Here is a 17,618-nt window from a genome sequence, read left to right as displayed (position 1 = left end):
GGCTGAAGGCGGCGTATCGGGACGCCGCCGGTTCGGTTTTCGTGCTTCAGCCCTGGGCCTCGTTGTCGGCCTCGGCAAGCGCCTCACGGGCGATGCGGAAGCTGTCGACCGCAGCCGGTACGCCACAGTAGATGCCGACCTGCAACAGAATTTCACGGATTTGCTCAGGGCTCAGGCCGTTACGCAGGGCACCGCGAATGTGCAGTTTCAGCTCATGGGGCCGGTTCAGCGCCGAAATCATGGCCAAGTTTATCATGCTGCGTTCTTTCAGGGATAAGCCTTCGCGGCCCCAGACATGGCCCCAGCAGTACTCGGTGACCAGTTCCTGCAGTGGGCGGCTGAACTCATCGGCGTTCTGCAGCGACTTATCGACGTATTCCTGGCCCAGAACCTGGGTGCGAATCTCCAGACCGCGGGTGTATTTTTCGTTGCTCATGACCAATCCTCCGGCAGTTTAAAGCCCGCCCATCAGGGTGTATTTGATTTCCAGGTAGTCTTCGATACCGTATTTCGACCCTTCGCGGCCCAGTCCTGAGGACTTGATGCCGCCAAAGGGCGCTACTTCGGTGGAAATCAGCCCTTCGTTGATGCCGACCATGCCATATTCCAGCGCTTCGGACAGGCGCCAGGCGCGGCCCAGGTCGCGGGTATAGCAGTAGGCTGCCAGTCCGTATTCGGTGGCGTTGGCCATGGCAATGGCCTGTTCCTCGGTGTCGAAGCGGAACAGCGCGGCCAGCGGACCGAAGGTTTCCTCGCTGGCCACCTTCATGTCAGCGCTGACGTCAGCCAGCACGGTAGGCTGGAAGAAACCATGCCCGAGCGGATGGCGCTCGCCACCGCACAGCCGCTTGGCACCCTTGCTCAGCGCATCCTGAACATGATCCTCGACCTTGCTGACCGCACGCTCGTTGATCAGCGGGCCAATGCTGACGCCATCGCCGAAGCCGTCGCCGATGGTGAAGGCCGCCACCCGCTCTGCCAGCCGCTGGGCAAAGGTGTCATAGACGCCGCTCTGCACCAGAAAGCGATTGACGCAGACGCAGGTCTGCCCGGCGTTACGGAACTTGGCGATCAGCGCGCCCTCGACCGCGCGGTCGATATCGGCGTCATCGAAGACGATGAACGGCGCGTTGCCGCCGAGTTCCAGCGAAACCTTTTTCAGGGTATCGGCACTTTGTGCCATCAGCAGCTTGCCGATCGGCGTCGAGCCGGTGAACGACAGCTTGCGGACATCGGCGCTGGCGGTCAGCTCGCCACCAATAGCGACCGCATCGCCGGTGATCACGTTGATAATGCCGGCCGGAATCCCGGCCTGCTCGGCCAGCGCTGCTAGGGCCAGAGCGGTGAACGGGGTTTCCGGCGCCGGTTTGATGATGCATGGACAGCCAGCGGCCAGCGCCGGACCAACCTTGCGGGTGATCATTGCCGCGGGGAAGTTCCAGGGGGTGATTGCCGCCACCACGCCGATGGGCTGCTTGCTGACGATGATCCGGGCATTGGACTTGTGGCTGGGGATAGTATCGCCATAGATGCGCTTGGCCTCTTCGGCAAACCACTCGATAAAGCTGGCGGCATAGAGAATTTCACCCTTGGCCTCGGCCAGCGGCTTGCCCTGTTCCAGGGTCAGCAGCTCGGCCAGGGCGTCGGCCTGCTCAAGCATCAGTGCATGCCAGCGGCGCAGCAGGGTGCTGCGCTCCTTGGCGGTCAACGCCCGCCAGGCTGGCCAGGCCCGGTTAGCGGCGGCAATCGCCTGACGGGTTTCTGTGGCTCCCATGTTGGGCACCTGACCGATGGCCTGACCGTTGGCCGGATTGGTGATCGTGGTGGTGGCGCCGTTCTGGGCATCCAGCCACTGGCCATCGATAAAGGCCTGTTGGCGAAACAGTGGGTTCATGTTGGCTCCGTCAAACGCTGCCCACTGCCGGCCATGGGCCGGTCAGGGGCATGAATAAAACAGGCCGCGCCCGATGAGGGGCCGGGCGCGACCAAATGGAAACTCAGGCGAACGCGGGCAGGGCGCCGAGCTTGCCGCGGTGGTAGATCATCGGCACCACCTCGTCTTCGGGGACGATCAGATTCTGGATCGCGCCGACGATAATGGCGTGATCGCCACCGTCATACTCGCGCCACAGTTCGCACTCGATGATGGCGGTGGCACCATCCAGCAGCGGGTTGCCCAGCTCGCTCATGCGCCACTCGATGCCGGCGGTCTTGTCCTTGCCTTTCTTGGCAAAGGCGTAGGCCTCGGTCTGCTGCTCGGCGCTGAGCAGGTGAATGGCGAAGCGCTTGCTGTCGCGCAGAATCGGATAGGTGTCCGATGAGTAATTGGGGCAGAACAGTACCAGCGCCGGATCGAGCGACAGGGCGCTGAAGGCGCTGGCGGTGATGCCGACGATATCGCCTTCCGTGTCCAGGGTGGTGACCACGGTCACACCGGAGGGAAAGGAGCCCATTACGGTTTTGTAGACATTGGGATCGATCATCTCGGTTCTCCGCTTAACGCATGACAAAGGGGTCGGGCATCGGCTGTTGCGACAGATTGATCCAGACCGTCTTGAGTTCGGTGTAGGCCAGGACCGAATCGATCCCGCTCTCGCGGCCATAGCCGCTGTTGCCGAAGCCGCCAATCGGCGCCATGGCCGAGACCGCCCGGTAGGTGTTGACCCAGATGATTCCTGAGCGCACGTCCCGAGCCAGGCGGTGGGCGCGACCCAGGTCGCGGGTCCAGATGCCGGCGGCCAGGCCGAACTGCGAGTCGTTGGCAATAGCCAGGGCTTGGGCTTCAGTCTTGAAGCGGATTACCGAGGCAACCGGGCCAAAGACTTCTTCCTGCATGATCTTCATCGAGTTGCTGTCGCATTCGAACAGGGTTGGCTCGTAATACCAGCCTTGGCTGTCGATGTTTGCGCGCTTGCCCCCCAGGCGCAGTCGAGCGCCCTCGGCCTGAGCGTCGGCAACCAGGCCTTCGACCACCTCCAACTGCTGGGCGGTAGCCAGCGGTCCCATTTCGCTGGTTTCGTCCTGCGGGTTGCCGATGCGGATACGCTTGGCCCGCTCAATCAGGCGTTCGACGAACTGGTCATAGATTTCGTCCTGTACCAGCAATCTGGAGCCGGCCACGCAGCTTTGTCCGGAGGCGGCATAGATACCGGCCACCACGCCATTGATGGCGCTGTCCAGATCGGCATCGGCAAAGATGATGTTGGGCGACTTGCCGCCCAGCTCCAGCGACAGCTTGGCGAAGTTCTCGGCGCTGCTGCGCACCACATGACGGGCGGTCGCGGTGCCGCCGGTGAAGGCAACCTTGCGCACCAGCGGGTGGCGGGTCAGGGCGGCACCGGTGCTTGGGCCAAAGCCGGTAACCACGTTCACCACTCCGGCCGGAATCCCGGCTTCAAGCGCCAGACGCGCCAGTTCGAGAATGGTGGCCGAGGCGTGCTCGGAGGGCTTGAGCACAATGGTGTTGCCGGCGGCCAGGGCCGGGGCCAGCTTGATCGCGGTCAGATACAGCGGGCTGTTCCAGGGAATGATCCCGGCCACTACGCCCAGCGGTTCGTGCACGGTGTAGGCAAACAGGTCGGGCTTGTCCAGCGGCAGGGTGCCACCTTCAAGCTTGTCGGCCAGGCCGGCGGTGTAATGGAAAAACTCTGGCAGATAACCAACCTGACCGCGGGTTTCGCGGATCAGCTTGCCGTTGTCGCGGCTTTCCAGTTGCGCCAGGTGTTCCTTATTCTCGGCGATCAGGTCGCCCAGACGGCGCAGCAACTTGCCCCGGGCAGTAGCGTTCAGCCCGCGCCAGGCCGGGTTCTCGAAAGCCCGCTGAGCGGCCTGGACGGCGCGCTCGACATCGGCTTCATCGGCATCGGGCAGGACCGCCCAAGGCTCGGCCACAGCCGGATTCAGACTCTCAAAGGTGTTGCCGGACAGAGCATCGACCCACTGGCCGTCGATGCACATCTGAAAACGTTCCAGCTTCATGCCAATACCCCCTTTGCTGGGTTGCACAGGCTGTTGGCCTGCTGAAAAAAGTCGAGCAGCAACTGGTTGACCAGCCGTGGCGACTCTACCGGCATCATGTGCCGCTGCTCCGGCAATACCGCATGGCGCGCGCGCGGCATGCGCTCGGCCAGTTGCTGTGCCATCTGCGGTGTTGAGCCGGGGTCCAGTTCGCCAGTAGCGATCAGGGCCGGTACCTGGATACTGTGCAGATCGTCTGCCCGATACATGTCCTGGGTGGCGAACAGCTCATAGGTGGTCAGGTAGCCTTGCGGGTCGTTGCTGGCCAGAGTCTGGCGAATGGCGGCGACCTGCGCCGGGTTGGCAGCCTGGTATTCGCGGCTGAACCAGCGCGACAAAGCTTCTTCGGCGTTGGCGTCCGGGCCGTGTTCGGCAGCCTGGCGAGTCCGGTCGATAACCCGGGCACGTTGTTCAGGGCTGCGATTGAACACGCTGTTGAGTACCACCAGGGCATCCAGATGTTCAGGGTATTCCAGGGCGAAGGCACGTGCCACCAGACCACCCATGGAAAAGCCGACCACGGTGGCGCTGGCGATGTTCAGATGCGCCAGCAGCTCGCGCAGTTGCTCGGCGTAGGCCTCTAGTCCGCCGTTGGCGTCAGGCCTGGGGCTGTCGCCATGGCCCAGCATGTCATAGGCAATTACCTGAAAGTGTGGCGCCAGTCCTACGATCTGGCCGCCCCACATGTGCTTGTTCAGGCCCACGCCGTGGATCAACACCACGGGCCTGCCTTGGCCGGTTACCAGATAACTGGTACCGGCCGGGGTGTATTGAGTGGTAAGCCGAATCATTTATTGTTCCTGACTAGCCGGCGGATCACTGCGCCTGTTCAGCGGCGAGTTCTTCCAGGTCGATGTAGCGGTTGCCGATCCGCGGGTGCAGGCGGCCACCATCGGAGGCGCCCAGAACCACGACGATTTCATCGGCGCGCGGGGCGTCTTCAATCTGCATTTCCAGGGTGATGTAGTGTGAGCGCAGACCTTCGTCATCCTTGTGCATCATCGGGATCTGGATCGAAGTGCCCGGGCCGCCGCGCTTGTTGGTGAACGACAGATAAGACTTGGCGTCGACCGCCTGGCGGTAGTGATTACCGAAGCGCAGGGTATGGATTACTGCTGAAGCGTGTTCGATTTCACCGTCAGCACCGACCACTGCGGCCTTGCCGTAGGCTTCGATCTTGTTGGCCCCGCCGATTGCCGCCGTCAGGCGCTCTACCATCATGGCACCCAGTTCCGAGCAGTTGGCCTTGATTTCCGGCTTCAGATCTTCAACGAAGCCGCGCCCGAGCCAGGGGTTCTTGATGACTACGGCCAGACCAATCATGGTCACCGGCTTGTCGGTCGCCTTGCCGCCTTCGATCAGGGTTTCTTCACTGTAGCTGACGATCTTGCGAATCTCGAAACTCATTGGGTACTCCTGCTGGGTGAGGGTGTTGTTGACCGGCCAGTCCGGTATTTATTCATGGTATACCATAATACAATATTGGCAAGTCAAGCGTCGGATTGATTTGTATGCCCTTTATTTCCGAGATATACCCAAGTAAATGCCATTGATCAGGATGACGAAAATAAAGCGTTGAAAAGGTGTTTTGGATGATGGTATACCATAATACGCTTGATATGGCTTTCGTCCCCGATCAGGGTTCAGAGGCCACAAAGGGGTTCAGATTTCATGTGTCTTGCCGGGGCCGCCCGGCGGCTAATGAAGATCTGGCATGTTCGGATCGGGGCCGGCTGAGCCGTCGGTTCAATGACAAAAACAAAGGAGACGACAGTGAGCGATCGTCCGATGAAACGCCTGGAGCATGTGTTTGCAGGTGTTAACCCAACCATGGCGATAGCCTCCATAGCCATGGTGTTGGCCTTCGTGCTGTTCACGGTGACCAATGCGGAATTGGCCAACAGTATCTACACCGGCATCAAGGCCTGGATCGAAGGCTCGCTGGGTTGGTACTACGTGACGGTGGTAGGTGCCGTTATGTTCTTCACCTTCTGGGTCGGGCTCAGTCGCTACGGCAATCTGCGCCTGGGCAAGGATGACGAACGGCCCGAGTTCAGCAACTTCTCCTGGTTCGCCATGCTGTTCAGTGCTGCGGTCGGTACCGGCCTGCTGTTCTGGAGTATTGCCGAGCCACTGATGCACATGCAGGGCAACCCCTTCATGGACATGGCTGGAGCAGAGGTCGGCAGTGCCGAATCGGCACAGATAGCCCTGCGCATCACCATGTTCCACTGGGGGCTGCACGGTTGGTGCGTCTATATTCTGATGGGCCTGGTCCTGGCCTATTTCACCTACCGTCATGGCTTGCCGCTGACCATTCGTTCGGCGCTGTACCCGATCCTGGGTGAGCGCATCTACGGCCCCATCGGTCACGCCGTGGATCTGCTGGCCATTTTCAGCACTCTGTTCGGTACCGCGACCACCCTGGGGCTTGGGGTATCGCAGATGAATGCCGGCCTGAGTTACATCTTCGGCTGGGAAATCTCCACCACCAATCAGTTGCTGCTGATTGCCGCGACCTCGATTGTCGCCACTTTTTCAGCGGTGTCCGGGGTGCGGCGCGGGATTCTCTGGCTTAGCCAGTGGAACATCCGCCTGAGCGCGATCCTGTTTCTGTTCCTGCTGCTGGCTGGTCCGACGGTATTTCTGCTGGGGCTGTACGCCACCAGCATTGGCGACTATCTGGCCCACTTCATTCCTATGGGGCTGTGGACCGACTCTGACCCGGAGCGTCAGTGGCAGGGCTGGTGGACCATTTTCTACTGGGGCTGGTGGTTGTCCTGGGGTCCGTTCGTCGGCATGTTCATTGCTCGCATCTCCCGTGGTCGTACCGTGCGTCAGGTGGTAATCGGTGGCATGCTGGCCTCGACCCTGGGCGCTTTCCTGTGGATCGTGATCATGGGCGGTACCGGTGTGTATCTGCAGCTTAATGGCACTGATCTGAGCAGCGTCGCCAACAACGACCTGACCATGGTGCTGTACAAGACCATCGAAGGCCTGAACGTACACTGGGCGACCCTGCCGATGGCGGGCCTGGCTACCCTGATGATTGTCAGCTGGTTTGTTACTTCGGCCGACTCGGCGACGCTGGTGATCTGCACCATTCTGTCCAGTGGTGATCAGAACCCGCCGCAGCGCTACCGGGTGATCTGGGGGCTGGGACTGGGTGCGCTGGCCGGGGTGCTGCTGCTGGCGGGTGGGCTGCAAGGCTTGCAAGCCGCGACCATTGCCGCCGCGCTGCCGTTCTCGCTGGTTCTGCTGGTGATCTGCTACTGCCTGTTCAAAGCCTTCCATCAGGAAGAACGGGGGCTGTCATACGCTCCGGTCAATGCTGAGCGCCGCCGCTGCGCCAGTTCCTCTTCCTGAGTCTTTCGGGAATCTCTAGCGGGAGCAGTTGCTCCCGCCTCCCGCTAACATCCCGCCTTATCGCTGACTGGCCGCCCTGGCCAACCCCCACCAAATCACGACCATATCTACTCCCAAAGTACCATTCGTAGCCCCTGATCCCGGTGTTTAACTGGCTCTGTCGGCACTTGCCGGCAACCACTTCAGTAATAACAAGAGGATCAACCTATGTGGACTAAACCGAGCTACACCGACCTGCGCATCGGCTTCGAAGTCACCATGTACTTCGCTAACCGTTGAGTAGTCTGGCGCCCCGGCTTGCCGGGGTGTCCACCCGCCAACGTGGCAGTGTCACAGGAGCAGCCCCATGCATATCAAGATTCTCGGTTCCGCCGCTGGCGGCGGTTTTCCGCAGTGGAACTGCAACTGCCGCAACTGCGCTGGTCTGCGCAACGGTACACTGAACGCCCGCGCCCGTACCCAGTCGTCCATTGCCCTGTCTGATGATGGAGTCAACTGGATTCTGTGCAACGCCTCACCGGATATTCGTACGCAACTGGAACATACTCCTGAACTGCAGCCGGCCCGGGCGGTACGCGATACCGCGATTGCCGCGATCATCCTGATGGACAGTCAGATCGACCATACCACCGGCCTGCTGACCTTGCGCGAAGGCTGCCCGCATCAGGTCTGGTGTACCGAGATGGTACATCAGGATCTGACCAGTGGCTTCCCGCTGTTCAACATGCTGGAGCACTGGAACGGCGGGCTGGTGTGGAACTGTATCGCGCTGCAGGGCGAGTTCGTGATTCCGGCCTGCCCGCAATTGCGGTTCACCCCGATACCGCTGCGCAGCGCCGCGCCACCTTATTCGCCGCACCGCCACGATCCGCACCCCGGTGACAACATCGGCCTGCTGGTGCGTGACCTGAACACCGGCGGGGTGCTGTTCTACGCCCCCGGTCTGGGCCAGGTCGATAACGGCCTGACGGCTCTGATGCGTGATGCCGACTGCCTGCTGGTCGATGGCACGCTCTGGCACGACGACGAAATGGCCCGCGCAGGGGTTGGCGACAAACTCGGCAGCGAGATGGGCCACCTGTACCAGTATGGCCCCGGCGGCATGATCGACGTGCTCGACGACCAGCCGGCGGCCCGCAAGATTCTGATTCACGTCAATAACACCAACCCGATCCTGGATGAAGACTCGGCCGAGCGCGCGGAGCTGACCCGCCATGGCATCGAAGTCGCCCACGACGGCATGCACATCACGCTGTAAGGAGTTGGCCATGACCGCACCCATGAGCCCCGAGGCCTTTGAGCAGGCGCTGCGCGCCAAGGGCCAGTACTACCATATTCATCACCCGTTCCACGTCGCCATGTACGAGGGCCGGGCTACACGCGAGCAGATCCAGGGCTGGGTCGCCAACCGCTTCTATTACCAGATCAGCATTCCGGTCAAGGACGCGGCGATCATGGCCAACTGTCCGGACCGTGACACCCGTCGCGAGTGGATTCAGCGGATCATCGACCACGACGGCGAGCCCGGCAGTGAAGGCGGCATCGAAGCCTGGCTGCGACTGGGCGAAGCGGTCGGTCTGCCGCGCGACAAGGTGCTGTCTGGCGAGATGGTCTTACCGGGCGTGCGTTTTGCCGTAGATGCCTATGTCAACTTTGCCCGCCGTGCCAGTTGGCAGGAGGCGGCCAGCTCGTCGCTGACCGAACTGTTTGCCCCGACCATCCACCAGTCGCGTCTGGACACCTGGCCGCAGCACTACCCGTGGATCGATCCGGCTGGCTATGACTATTTCCGCAAGCGCCTGAAAGAAGCGCGCCGCGATGTCGAGCACGGCCTGCGCATCACCCTTGGCCATTACACCACCTGGGAAGCCCAGCAGCGCATGCTGGAAATCCTCCAGTTCAAGCTGGATGTGCTGTGGAGCATGCTCGACGCCATGAGCATGGCCTATGAACTGGAGCGCCCGCCGTATCACACGGTCACCAAGGATGCCGTCTGGCATCGGGGGATAGCCCTGTGACGCCGATTACCCGTGATCAGGTACCGAGCCTGCGCCGCGGCTTCCGCTTGCAGTGGGAGCCGGTACAGAACTGCCATGTGCTGCTCTATCCGGAAGGCATGATCAAGCTCAACGACAGCGCCGCCGAGATTCTTCAATTGATCGATGGCACCCGCGCAGTCGAGACCATCATTGCCCAGCTCGATGAGCGTTTCCCCAATGTGCCCGGCCTCGATGAGGACGTGCTGGCTTTTATCGAGGTGGCCCATGCCCAACACTGGCTCCAGTTGCACTGAGACCTCGGCCAGCCAGGGGCCGCCGCTATGGCTGCTGGCTGAGCTGACCTATCGCTGCCCGTTGCAGTGCCCGTATTGCTCCAACCCGCTGGATTTTGCACAGTACAAGACCGAACTCAGCACCAGCGAGTGGATCGACGTGTTTACCCAGGCACGGGCATTGGGGGCCGCCCAGCTCGGTTTTTCCGGGGGGGAGCCATTGGTCCGTGAGGATCTGGTCGAGTTGATCGCGGCCGCCCGTGACCTGGGTTACTACACCAACCTGATCAGCTCCGGCATGGGTCTGACCCAGGCCAAGCTGGAGGCTTTCCGGGATGCTGGGCTGGATCATATCCAGATCAGCTTCCAGGCCTCTGACGAACAGGTCAACAATCTGCTGGCCGGCTCACGCAAGGCCTTCGAGCAGAAACTGGCAATGGCCCGCGCGGTCAAGGCCGCCGGCTACCCGATGGTGCTCAACTTCGTTACCCACCGGCACAACATCGATCAGATTGAGCGCATCATCGAACTGTGTCTGGCGCTGGAAGCCGACTTCGTCGAACTTGCCACCTGTCAGTATTACGGCTGGGCCCATCTGAACCGCGCCGGCCTGTTGCCGACCAAGGCCCAGCTCGACCATGCCGAAGCGGTGACCAACCGTTATCGGGCCCAACTGGAAGCCGAAGGCCACCCGTGCAAACTCATCTTCGTCACACCGGACTATTATGAAGAGAGGCCCAAGGGTTGCATGAATGGCTGGGGCAATATTTTCCTGTCCATCACGCCCGACGGCACGGCCTTGCCCTGTCACAGCGCCCGGCAACTGCCGGTGAGCTTCCCCAGTGTCAAGGAACACAGCCTGTCGCACATCTGGTACGACTCGTTCGGCTTCAACCGGTTTCGCGGCTACGACTGGATGCCCGAACCGTGCCGCTCCTGCGACGAGAAGGAACGTGACTTCGGTGGTTGTCGCTGTCAGGCCTACATGCTGACCGGCGACGCCAGCCAGGCCGACCCGGTGTGCAGCAAATCGCCGCACCACCACAAGATCCTCGCCGCCCGCGCCGAGGCCGAGCAGCCCCAGCCGCCGATAGAGGCTTTGACATTCCGCAATGAGCGTACCTCGAGGATCATCTGTAAAGGTTGAACCCTACGGCCACTGGAACACTGATTTCAGCGCCCGGCAGGCAGTGGTTGCCGGCACCGATTACGCCGACCTCTGCTGCGATGAGCAGCGACTGCTGTGGGTCGAATTTCAGCCTGGCGATGGCCGTAATGTGGTTGTCGAATGGACCGAAGCCGGATTGCGTCGGCTCACCCCCGAGGGCTACAGCGTTCACAGCCGGGTCTATGAATACGGCGGCGGGGCATTGTGCCTGGCCGGTGAAGCGCTGGTATTCATCGACGACGCCGATCAGGCTCTGTATTACCAGGCCCTGGACAGCGATGACTGCCAGCGGCTGTTCGGCCGCGAGCACTGCCGCTATGGCGGCCTGCGTTTCGATGCCCGGCGTCGGCAGGTGCTGGCGGTCGAGGAGTGCCATGCCGGTCAGCGGGTAACCCACCGGCTGGTCAGTATTGGCCTTGATGGCCTGCGCCAGGTCCTGATCGAAGGCGCCGACTTCTACAACAGCCCATGCCTGAGTCCAGACGGTGATCAACTGGCCTGGATCGAATGGTCACGCCCGGATTTACCATGGACGCGGACCCGGCTGGGGATTGGCCAGCTAGATCAGGCGGGGCGGGTGGTGATGTTTCACTACGCCGACAGTACCGGGAATGAGTCGATCCAGCAGCCGTCCTGGAGTCCTGAAGGGGAGTTGATCTGTCTGTCCGACCGACGTGGTTACTGGATGCCCTGGCGCATCGATGGCGACGGTGGCTGGCAGCCGTTGCCGGCCCAGACTGCCGACCACGCCTCGGCGCCCTGGCAGCTCAACCCGCAGCACTATGCTGACTTGCCCAGCCGGTGGCTGGCCTTGAGCTGGTTCGAAGGTGGGCTGGGCCATCTGGCCCTGCGTCAGCGGGAAACCGCCGAGGAGCGCCGGCTGGCGCATGGCTATACCCGGTTTCGGGCGCTGACCCACAACCGCCACTGGCTGTTCTGTATTGCCGGCTCGCCGACCTGCAGCGCCGCGATTGTGCGGATCAATCCACATAACGGCGAGTTGAGCGTACTCAGCCAGGCGTCCAGTGCGCTGGCCGAAGCCGATATCGCCAAGCCGCGACGCCTGCTGTACCTGAGCGGGCAGGGTGACACCGCCCATGGTTTCTTCTACCCGCCCTGCAACAGCCAGGTGCGCGGCCCTGCCGATCAGCGTCCGCCACTGGTGATCTTCACCCACGGCGGCCCGACCTCGGCCTGCTACGCCACCCTCGATAATCGCATTCAGTTCTGGACCCAGCGCGGCTTCGCCGTCGCCGACCTCAACTATCGGGGCAGCAGCAACTTTGGCCGGGCCTATCGTGACAAGCTGCGCCATGGCTGGGGGCAGGTGGATGTTGAAGACGTACTGGCAGTCATCGATCATCTGGCACACCAGGGCAGCATCGACCCCGAGCGGGTCTTCATTCGAGGCCAGAGCGCCGGTGGCTATACCACCCTGTGCAGCCTGGTGGCAGCCAGCGAGCGGTTTCGCGCTGCGGCCAGTCTCTACGGCGTCAGTGATCCGTTGCGCCTGCGCGCCATTACCCACAAGTTCGAGGCCGACTATATCGACTGGCTGATCGGCCACCCGCAAACCGATGCCGTACGCTACCAACAACGCTCACCGCTGGCCCAGGCCGAACGCATCCGCACTCCGGTGATCTTCTTCCAGGGCTTGCAGGACGCCGTGGTTCTGCCTGAGCAGACCAAGCAAATGGTCCAGGCCCTGGAAGATAACGGCGTACCGGTGCAGTGCGTCACCTTCGCTGAAGAACGCCATGGCTTTCGCCGCCCCGACAACCTGGCCCGGGTGCTGGAGCAGGAGCTGGGGTTTTATCGGGCGTGGTTGTAGGGGGCATCCGGCACCAGCCTGAATTGCACGGCTGATTTGACCGGCAACTGTCCCTTACCGGCCAGCAGTACAGACGGCACAATAGCGGCCAAACACCTGAATACCGCGAGGCCCGTCATGCATTGCCCATCCGCTTTCCGAGAAACTCGGCTACCCGTGTTGCACGAGCTGATGGCCAGGCATCCGCTGGGCACCCTGATCACTGCCGGCAGTGGTGGCCTGATCGCCAATCTGGTGCCGTTCTCGCTGCACAGTGGCGGCGAACATGGCCTGCTGCGTGCCCACCTGGCCCGCAACAATCAGCAGCTTGAGGCCCTGCGTGAGGGGGCCGAAGTGCTGGTGTTGTTCCAGGGCCCGCAGGGGTATGTCACCCCGTCGTGGTATCCGAGCAAGGCCGAGCATGGCAAAGCCGTGCCAACCTGGAACTACTGCATGGTGCAGGTACGCGGGCAGCCGCAGGTAATTGAACAGGCCGGCTGGTTGCGTGAGCAGCTTGAACAACTGACGGCCAACCACGAAAACCAGCGCTCGCAACCCTGGCAAGTCTCTGATGCCCCGGCGGACTATATCTCCGCCCAGCTCAGAGGCATTGTCGGGGTGGAAATTCCGATTGCAGCGATCGAAGGCAAATGGAAGATGAGCCAGAACCAGAGCCCGGCCAACCGCCAGGGCGTGATCGACGGGCTGAACGCCGAGTCGGAGAGCGCCGCGTTGCTGGACATGATGCTAACCGGGCCCGGCGAGGTTTGATGACACTGGTCTGATGGTGGCAACTGAGGCGCTCTGTCAGGCCAAGCACTGTGGGCGTAATCGGGTGGTGGCGCAGTAAACGCCTTTTGCTTCACTTTATTGTGTCGGCAGTTACTGGCTCTGATAACGACAGCAAGGTTTTCAGGTGTCTGGTCTCATCCTTCGGGCTGCGGCCAAACAGGCGCTTGAACTCTCTGCTGAATTGCGACGTGCTCTCATAGCCGACCTGCTGCGAGGCGGCAACTGCGCTGATGCCATTGCGGATCATCATCAGCCGGGCCTGATGCAGGCGTATCGTCTTGATGTACTGAAGCGGTGAGGTCAGGGTCACAGCCTTGAAGTGTGTATGGAAGGTCGGAACGCTCATGCTGGCCTCCTGGGCGAGTGTGCCAACATCCAGGTTGTGATCGAACTGGTCGTGTATGCGCCGCAGTACCCTGGCGATGCGCCCAAAGTTGCTGCCCTGCACCAGGGCTGCGCGCAATCCGTCACCCTGTTCGCCAGTCAATACCCGGTAAGTAATCTCACGCACAATCGCTGGTGCCAGCAGCTTGCACTCAAGCGGCGAGCTTAGCGCCTCCAGCAGTCTGAGGGTGGCGCTCTCTAGTTTGTCGTCAATCGGTGTCGCGTTGAGACTGACGGGGTTGAGCGGGCGTTGCAGCAAGGTCTCGTCGATCTCCATGGCCAGCTCGGCAACCATAGCCGAGTCAATGCGCAGGATCAGACCCAGCAAGGGCTCTGCGGCACTGGCCTCGGTCTCAATGCTGAAGGGCAGGGGAACGGCCAGCACCAGATAGTGGCGGGCGTCATAAACATACATCCGGCCACCATGAAATCCGCGTTTGCGTCCCTGCACCACGATAACGATGCTGGGCTCATAGAGTGCTGGCGTGTTGGGCACAGCCTGATCTGAGCGCATGAAGGTAACACCGTCGAGCATCGACTCCGTGTAACCCTCGGTAGGTGCCAGGCTTTTGATCAACTCGACCATGCGTAACTGCTGGGCGCTGTTGCTGCTCATCGGCTGTTCTCTCCATAACCACCAGAGCCTATGAAAACACAGGTTTACACGCCGTGTGTCCCGGTCAATACGAATAGGCAAGACTGGCATATGAACTGACCTTCGCCGCCTGCACCAGGCTCCCTAGGATTATCCGGGCAGTCATCACATGTATTCGGATCGGAGGTCTTATGACAGCAAGAGAAAATATCCAGGGCAAGGTTGTACTGATTACAGGAGCCAGTAGTGGCATCGGTGAGGCGACTGCCAGAGTGCTGGCAGAGCAGGGCGCGCACGTTGTGCTCGGTGCCCGGCGTATCGAGCGCCTGGAGCAACTGGTAGCCGAGATCCACGCCCGCGGTGGTAAGGCCTGGGCCCAGCGCCTTGATGTTACCCAGCGCGATCAGGTTCAGGCCTTTGTCGATTTCGCCAGAGCCGAGTGCGGCAGAGTTGATGTGATCATCAATAACGCCGGAGTCATGCCGCTTTCCGCGCTGGCGGCCCTTAAGGTGGACGAGTGGGATCGCATGATCGACGTTAACATCCGCGGCGTACTGCACGGCATTGCCGCCGTATTGCCAATGATGCAGGCGCAAGGTTACGGCCAGATTATCAATGTGGCGTCCATTGGCGCGCATGCCGTGTCACCCACGGCAGCCGTGTACTGCGCGACCAAGTACGCGGTTTGGGCAATTTCCGATGGCTTGCGTCAGGAACATCCGAACATTCGCGTTACTACGGTAAGCCCGGGGGTAACCGAGTCCGAGCTGGCTGAAAGCATCTCTGACCCGCAGGGACGGGAAGCAATGAAAACCTTCAGACAGGTTGCCATCAGCCCGTTTGCGATTGCGCGCGCCATTCGGTTTGCCATTGAGCAACCCGAGGATGTCGATACCAGCGAGATCATCGTGCGGCCCACTGCCAGCGCGCATTGAAACCAGTGCCAGCCCGACCAAGGAGACTCCCATGAGTAACAGAACCCACCTGGCCAGAGCCTGCTGCACGCTTTTTCTGTGTGTTGGCCTGACTGTTGTGGCGAATGCCAAAAGCCCGGAGCAACCGCCACACAGTGCCGAATCGCTGGTTCGGCAGGCATTTGAAGACTGGCGGCAGGGACGCGGCAGCGTGTTTGACCTGCTGGCAGAGGATGCCGAATGGACCGTAGCCGGATTTAGCCCGGTATCTGCGGTCTATCGCAGCAGGCAGGCACTGATCGATGAGGCGGTAGGCCCTATCAATGCCCGTCTGGCGACGCCGATAACGCCAGAGGTCAAGCAGGTCATAGCTCAGGACAACAATGTTGTGGTGCTATGGGATGGCCGCGCCACGGCCAGCGATGGATCGGAATACCTCAACAGTTATGCCTGGCATATGGTGCTGGAGGGGGGCAGGATCACCCGCGTTACGGCATTTCTGGATACCTGGGCCTTGAATGAGTTGCTGGAGTAATTGGCCCGTTACTCCAGCAGCGCCACCGACTTGATCAGGGCGAACACGCTTTGCCCGGGGGCCAGTTGCAGCTGCTGGGTGGCCCGCCGGGTAATTTCGGCCAGCAGCAGTTGGCCGTCGCCGGTCCGGCAGGCCACCAGAACATGCTGGAGCTTGATCGGGTCGATGCGTTCGATGGTGACTTTCAGGTGATTCTGAATGCTGATGCGTTGCGGGTCATCAAGCGCCAGGCTGACATCCTGAGCACGTATCTGCAGGCGTTGCGGGCGTGTGTCTGCCCCCGAAGCCGCCGCTGAAAGCCACAGGCGCGCCTCGGCCGGGCCGAAGGGCCGCAGACCATCGGCCGCGGCTTCACCCAGCACGCCGTGCAGAACACTGGCGGCCCCTTCATCGGCAAACAACGGCGAGTCGTGCCGGGCCAGGGCGGCGCCCAGCGACTCAATACATTCGATCCGGCCGTCGCGCATGAACACGATGCGGTCGGCCAGCCGCTCCACCTCGTCCGGAGCATGGGTCACCATGATGATCGGCACCCCGGACTGCGCCGCCATGCGTGAGAGAAACGGCATGATTTCCCGCTTGGTCTGGGTGTCCAGCGCAGACAGCGGCTCATCGAGCAACAGCAGCTGCGGGCTGATCAGCAGCGCCCGCCCCAAGGCAAATCGCTGGCGCTGGCCGCCGGAAAGCTGGTCGATCCGCCGTTCGAGCAGGCCTTCAATATCCAGCATGGCGCACACCTCGGGGGGATGCAGCCGGCGCAGGGCCGCGGGGGTACGCCGGTAGCCATACAGCAAGTTGTCACGCGCCGACAGGTGCGGCAGCAGGCTGTCTTCCTGAAAGACCAGACCGATGCGGCGCCGGTGCAGCGGCACAAAACTGCGTCCCTGCTGCCAGATCTGCTCGCCAAACCGCAGTGTGGCACCCGGCACCCGCTCCAGCCCGGCAATGATCCGCAGCAGCGTGGTCTTGCCGCAGCCCGAGCGGCCGAATAACGCGGTGACACCCTGCAACGGCAGCTCGGTATCGACCTGCAACTGAAAGTCATCGCCATGGCGCAGCAGGGCCTGAATATGCAGTGTCATGCTCTGGCCACCTGAAAGCGCCGGTTGATGCTGTAGACAATAAACAGGGTGATAAAGGCAAAGATCAGCAGCATCAGCGAGAGCCGGTGTGCCGCAGCGTAGTTCATGGCCTCGGTATGGTCATAGATGAGGATCGACAGCACCTTGGTCTCCCCGGGAATACTGCCGCCCAGCATGAGAATCACCCCGAACTCGCCCAGCGTATGGGCAAAGGTCAGGGTCGCCGCGACCACAAAGCCGCCACGGGTCAGGGGAAAAATGACGCTGCGAAAGCGATCCAGCGCGCCAGCGCCCAGGCTGCCGGCCACTTCCACCGGACGCCGGCCGAGATTGCTGAACGCCTCGCACAGCGGCTGTACGGCAAAGGGCATCGAGTACAGCACCGAGGCAAACAAAATGCCCTCGAACGAAAAGGCCAGATGCTCAAGCCCCATGTTCTCCAGCGTGCGGCCAACAAAACCATGCGGCCCCAGCGTGACCAGCAGATAGAACCCCAGCACCGTGGGTGGCAGCACCAATGGCAGCGCGACAATCGCCTGCACAACAACCCGCGTGCGAGAACGCCCCTGCGCCAGCCACCAGGCCAGCGGCGTGGCGATCACCAGCAGAATCAGGGTGGTGTACAGGCAAAGCCGCAAGGTGACCTCGATAGCCTGCCAGTCTGCCGGGCTGAGTCCGAGCAT

At 61.7% G+C, this 17,618-nt stretch carries 19 protein-coding genes; 10 read left to right on the top strand and 9 right to left on the bottom strand.

Annotated features, from left to right (window positions below):
• Positions 1 to 46: 46 nt before the first annotated feature.
• The 6 genes from BVH74_RS17060 to BVH74_RS17035 all read right to left on the bottom strand — a co-directional run bounded on the left by BVH74_RS17060 (position 47) and on the right by BVH74_RS17035 (position 5,424).
• Positions 47 to 436 carry a carboxymuconolactone decarboxylase family protein gene (locus BVH74_RS17060; RefSeq protein ID WP_080051265.1) on the bottom strand — a complete coding sequence of 130 codons (390 nt, stop codon included), beginning with the start codon at positions 434 to 436 and terminating at the stop codon, positions 47 to 49.
• 18 nt (positions 437 to 454) lie between these two features.
• Positions 455 to 1,894, bottom strand: coding sequence for an NAD-dependent succinate-semialdehyde dehydrogenase (locus BVH74_RS17055; RefSeq protein ID WP_080051264.1), 1,440 nt, complete (start codon positions 1,892 to 1,894; stop codon positions 455 to 457).
• Between the two features lie 103 nt (positions 1,895 to 1,997).
• Positions 1,998 to 2,483 (bottom strand): flavin reductase family protein, encoded by a 486-nt coding sequence (locus BVH74_RS17050; protein ID WP_080051263.1) that lies wholly within the window; start codon positions 2,481 to 2,483, stop codon positions 1,998 to 2,000.
• A gap of 13 nt (positions 2,484 to 2,496) precedes the next feature.
• Positions 2,497 to 3,978, bottom strand: a complete 1,482-nt coding sequence (locus BVH74_RS17045) for an aldehyde dehydrogenase (protein WP_080051262.1) — start codon at positions 3,976 to 3,978, stop codon at positions 2,497 to 2,499.
• Positions 3,975 to 4,808, bottom strand: coding sequence for an alpha/beta fold hydrolase (locus BVH74_RS17040; protein ID WP_080051261.1), 834 nt, complete (start codon positions 4,806 to 4,808; stop codon positions 3,975 to 3,977). The genes BVH74_RS17045 and BVH74_RS17040 overlap by 4 nt, the downstream gene beginning before the upstream one ends.
• A gap of 25 nt (positions 4,809 to 4,833) precedes the next feature.
• Positions 4,834 to 5,424 (bottom strand): amino acid synthesis family protein, encoded by a 591-nt coding sequence (locus BVH74_RS17035; protein ID WP_080051260.1) that lies wholly within the window; start codon positions 5,422 to 5,424, stop codon positions 4,834 to 4,836.
• A 366-nt stretch (positions 5,425 to 5,790) separates the two neighbouring features.
• Here BVH74_RS17035 and BVH74_RS17030 point away from each other — a divergent pair, with 366 nt between their 5' ends.
• From BVH74_RS17030 to BVH74_RS16995, 8 genes are all read left to right on the top strand, one after another.
• The gene (locus BVH74_RS17030) at positions 5,791 to 7,383 is read left to right on the top strand and encodes a BCCT family transporter (protein WP_231705536.1); all 1,593 of its coding nucleotides are present in this window, start codon (positions 5,791 to 5,793) and stop codon (positions 7,381 to 7,383) included.
• A gap of 207 nt (positions 7,384 to 7,590) precedes the next feature.
• Positions 7,591 to 7,662, top strand: a complete 72-nt coding sequence (gene pqqA / locus BVH74_RS17025) for a pyrroloquinoline quinone precursor peptide PqqA (RefSeq protein WP_063607997.1) — start codon at positions 7,591 to 7,593, stop codon at positions 7,660 to 7,662.
• Between the two features lie 67 nt (positions 7,663 to 7,729).
• Positions 7,730 to 8,641, top strand: a complete 912-nt coding sequence (pqqB, locus tag BVH74_RS17020; protein WP_080051258.1) for a pyrroloquinoline quinone biosynthesis protein PqqB — start codon at positions 7,730 to 7,732, stop codon at positions 8,639 to 8,641.
• A gap of 10 nt (positions 8,642 to 8,651) precedes the next feature.
• On the top strand, positions 8,652 to 9,401 hold the full coding sequence (pqqC, locus tag BVH74_RS17015; RefSeq protein ID WP_080051257.1) for a pyrroloquinoline-quinone synthase PqqC: 750 nt from the start codon (positions 8,652 to 8,654) through the stop codon (positions 9,399 to 9,401).
• A complete protein-coding gene (gene pqqD / locus BVH74_RS17010; RefSeq protein WP_080051256.1) occupies positions 9,398 to 9,676 on the top strand; it encodes a pyrroloquinoline quinone biosynthesis peptide chaperone PqqD in 279 nt (92 codons plus the stop codon). The genes pqqC and pqqD overlap by 4 nt, the downstream gene beginning before the upstream one ends.
• Entirely contained in the window at positions 9,648 to 10,802 is a 1,155-nt protein-coding gene (pqqE, locus tag BVH74_RS17005; protein WP_080051255.1) for a pyrroloquinoline quinone biosynthesis protein PqqE, read from the top strand. The genes pqqD and pqqE overlap by 29 nt, the downstream gene beginning before the upstream one ends.
• Positions 10,768 to 12,654, top strand: a complete 1,887-nt coding sequence (locus BVH74_RS17000; RefSeq protein ID WP_080051254.1) for a S9 family peptidase — start codon at positions 10,768 to 10,770, stop codon at positions 12,652 to 12,654. Before pqqE ends, BVH74_RS17000 begins: the two co-directional genes overlap by 35 nt.
• Positions 12,655 to 12,771: 117 nt before the next feature.
• Entirely contained in the window at positions 12,772 to 13,404 is a 633-nt protein-coding gene (locus BVH74_RS16995; RefSeq protein WP_080051253.1) for an FMN-binding negative transcriptional regulator, read from the top strand.
• Positions 13,405 to 13,495: 91 nt separating this feature from the next.
• Here the strand turns inward: BVH74_RS16995 and BVH74_RS16990 are convergent, their stop codons facing one another.
• Positions 13,496 to 14,425 carry an AraC family transcriptional regulator gene (locus BVH74_RS16990; protein ID WP_231705535.1) on the bottom strand — a complete coding sequence of 310 codons (930 nt, stop codon included), beginning with the start codon at positions 14,423 to 14,425 and terminating at the stop codon, positions 13,496 to 13,498.
• Between the two features lie 170 nt (positions 14,426 to 14,595).
• Here BVH74_RS16990 and BVH74_RS16985 point away from each other — a divergent pair, with 170 nt between their 5' ends.
• On the top strand, positions 14,596 to 15,339 hold the full coding sequence (locus BVH74_RS16985) for an SDR family oxidoreductase (RefSeq protein ID WP_080051252.1): 744 nt from the start codon (positions 14,596 to 14,598) through the stop codon (positions 15,337 to 15,339).
• Positions 15,340 to 15,370: 31 nt separating this feature from the next.
• Complete coding sequence (locus BVH74_RS16980) at positions 15,371 to 15,853, top strand: nuclear transport factor 2 family protein (RefSeq protein WP_080051251.1); 483 nt, start codon at positions 15,371 to 15,373, stop codon at positions 15,851 to 15,853.
• An 8-nt stretch (positions 15,854 to 15,861) separates the two neighbouring features.
• Here the strand turns inward: BVH74_RS16980 and modC are convergent, their stop codons facing one another.
• Positions 15,862 to 16,935 carry a molybdenum ABC transporter ATP-binding protein gene (modC, locus tag BVH74_RS16975; protein ID WP_080051250.1) on the bottom strand — a complete coding sequence of 358 codons (1,074 nt, stop codon included), beginning with the start codon at positions 16,933 to 16,935 and terminating at the stop codon, positions 15,862 to 15,864.
• Positions 16,932 to 17,618, bottom strand: coding sequence for a molybdate ABC transporter permease subunit (gene modB / locus BVH74_RS16970; RefSeq protein ID WP_080051249.1), 687 nt, complete (start codon positions 17,616 to 17,618; stop codon positions 16,932 to 16,934). The genes modC and modB overlap by 4 nt, the downstream gene beginning before the upstream one ends.

Origin of the sequence: Halopseudomonas phragmitis (assembly GCF_002056295.1) — a bacterium.
Taxonomy (GTDB): domain Bacteria; phylum Pseudomonadota; class Gammaproteobacteria; order Pseudomonadales; family Pseudomonadaceae; genus Halopseudomonas; species Halopseudomonas phragmitis.
The sequence above is the reverse complement of the archived record's forward strand: the minus strand, read 5'-3'. Positions and strand labels throughout refer to the sequence as shown.

Bases quoted from the DNA above. Each gene is read 5' to 3' on its own strand.
- BVH74_RS17045 (WP_080051262.1), bottom strand. From the start codon at position 3,978: ATGAAGCTGGAACGTTTTCAGATGTGCATCGACGGCCAGTGGGTCGAT.
- BVH74_RS16980 (WP_080051251.1), top strand. From the start codon at position 15,371: ATGAGTAACAGAACCCACCTGGCCAGAGCCTGCTGCACGCTTTTTCTG.
- BVH74_RS17060 (WP_080051265.1), bottom strand. From the start codon at position 436: ATGAGCAACGAAAAATACACCCGCGGTCTGGAGATTCGCACCCAGGTT.
- modC (WP_080051250.1), bottom strand. From the start codon at position 16,935: ATGACACTGCATATTCAGGCCCTGCTGCGCCATGGCGATGACTTTCAG.
- BVH74_RS16985 (WP_080051252.1), top strand. From the start codon at position 14,596: ATGACAGCAAGAGAAAATATCCAGGGCAAGGTTGTACTGATTACAGGA.
- pqqB (WP_080051258.1), top strand. From the start codon at position 7,730: ATGCATATCAAGATTCTCGGTTCCGCCGCTGGCGGCGGTTTTCCGCAG.
- BVH74_RS16990 (WP_231705535.1), bottom strand. From the start codon at position 14,425: ATGAGCAGCAACAGCGCCCAGCAGTTACGCATGGTCGAGTTGATCAAA.
- pqqC (WP_080051257.1), top strand. From the start codon at position 8,652: ATGACCGCACCCATGAGCCCCGAGGCCTTTGAGCAGGCGCTGCGCGCC.
- BVH74_RS17050 (WP_080051263.1), bottom strand. From the start codon at position 2,483: ATGATCGATCCCAATGTCTACAAAACCGTAATGGGCTCCTTTCCCTCC.
- BVH74_RS16995 (WP_080051253.1), top strand. From the start codon at position 12,772: ATGCATTGCCCATCCGCTTTCCGAGAAACTCGGCTACCCGTGTTGCAC.
- BVH74_RS17000 (WP_080051254.1), top strand. From the start codon at position 10,768: ATGAGCGTACCTCGAGGATCATCTGTAAAGGTTGAACCCTACGGCCAC.
- BVH74_RS17035 (WP_080051260.1), bottom strand. From the start codon at position 5,424: ATGAGTTTCGAGATTCGCAAGATCGTCAGCTACAGTGAAGAAACCCTG.
- pqqE (WP_080051255.1), top strand. From the start codon at position 9,648: ATGCCCAACACTGGCTCCAGTTGCACTGAGACCTCGGCCAGCCAGGGG.
- BVH74_RS17040 (WP_080051261.1), bottom strand. From the start codon at position 4,808: ATGATTCGGCTTACCACTCAATACACCCCGGCCGGTACCAGTTATCTG.
- modB (WP_080051249.1), bottom strand. From the start codon at position 17,618: ATGCTCGGACTCAGCCCGGCAGACTGGCAGGCTATCGAGGTCACCTTG.
- BVH74_RS17055 (WP_080051264.1), bottom strand. From the start codon at position 1,894: ATGAACCCACTGTTTCGCCAACAGGCCTTTATCGATGGCCAGTGGCTG.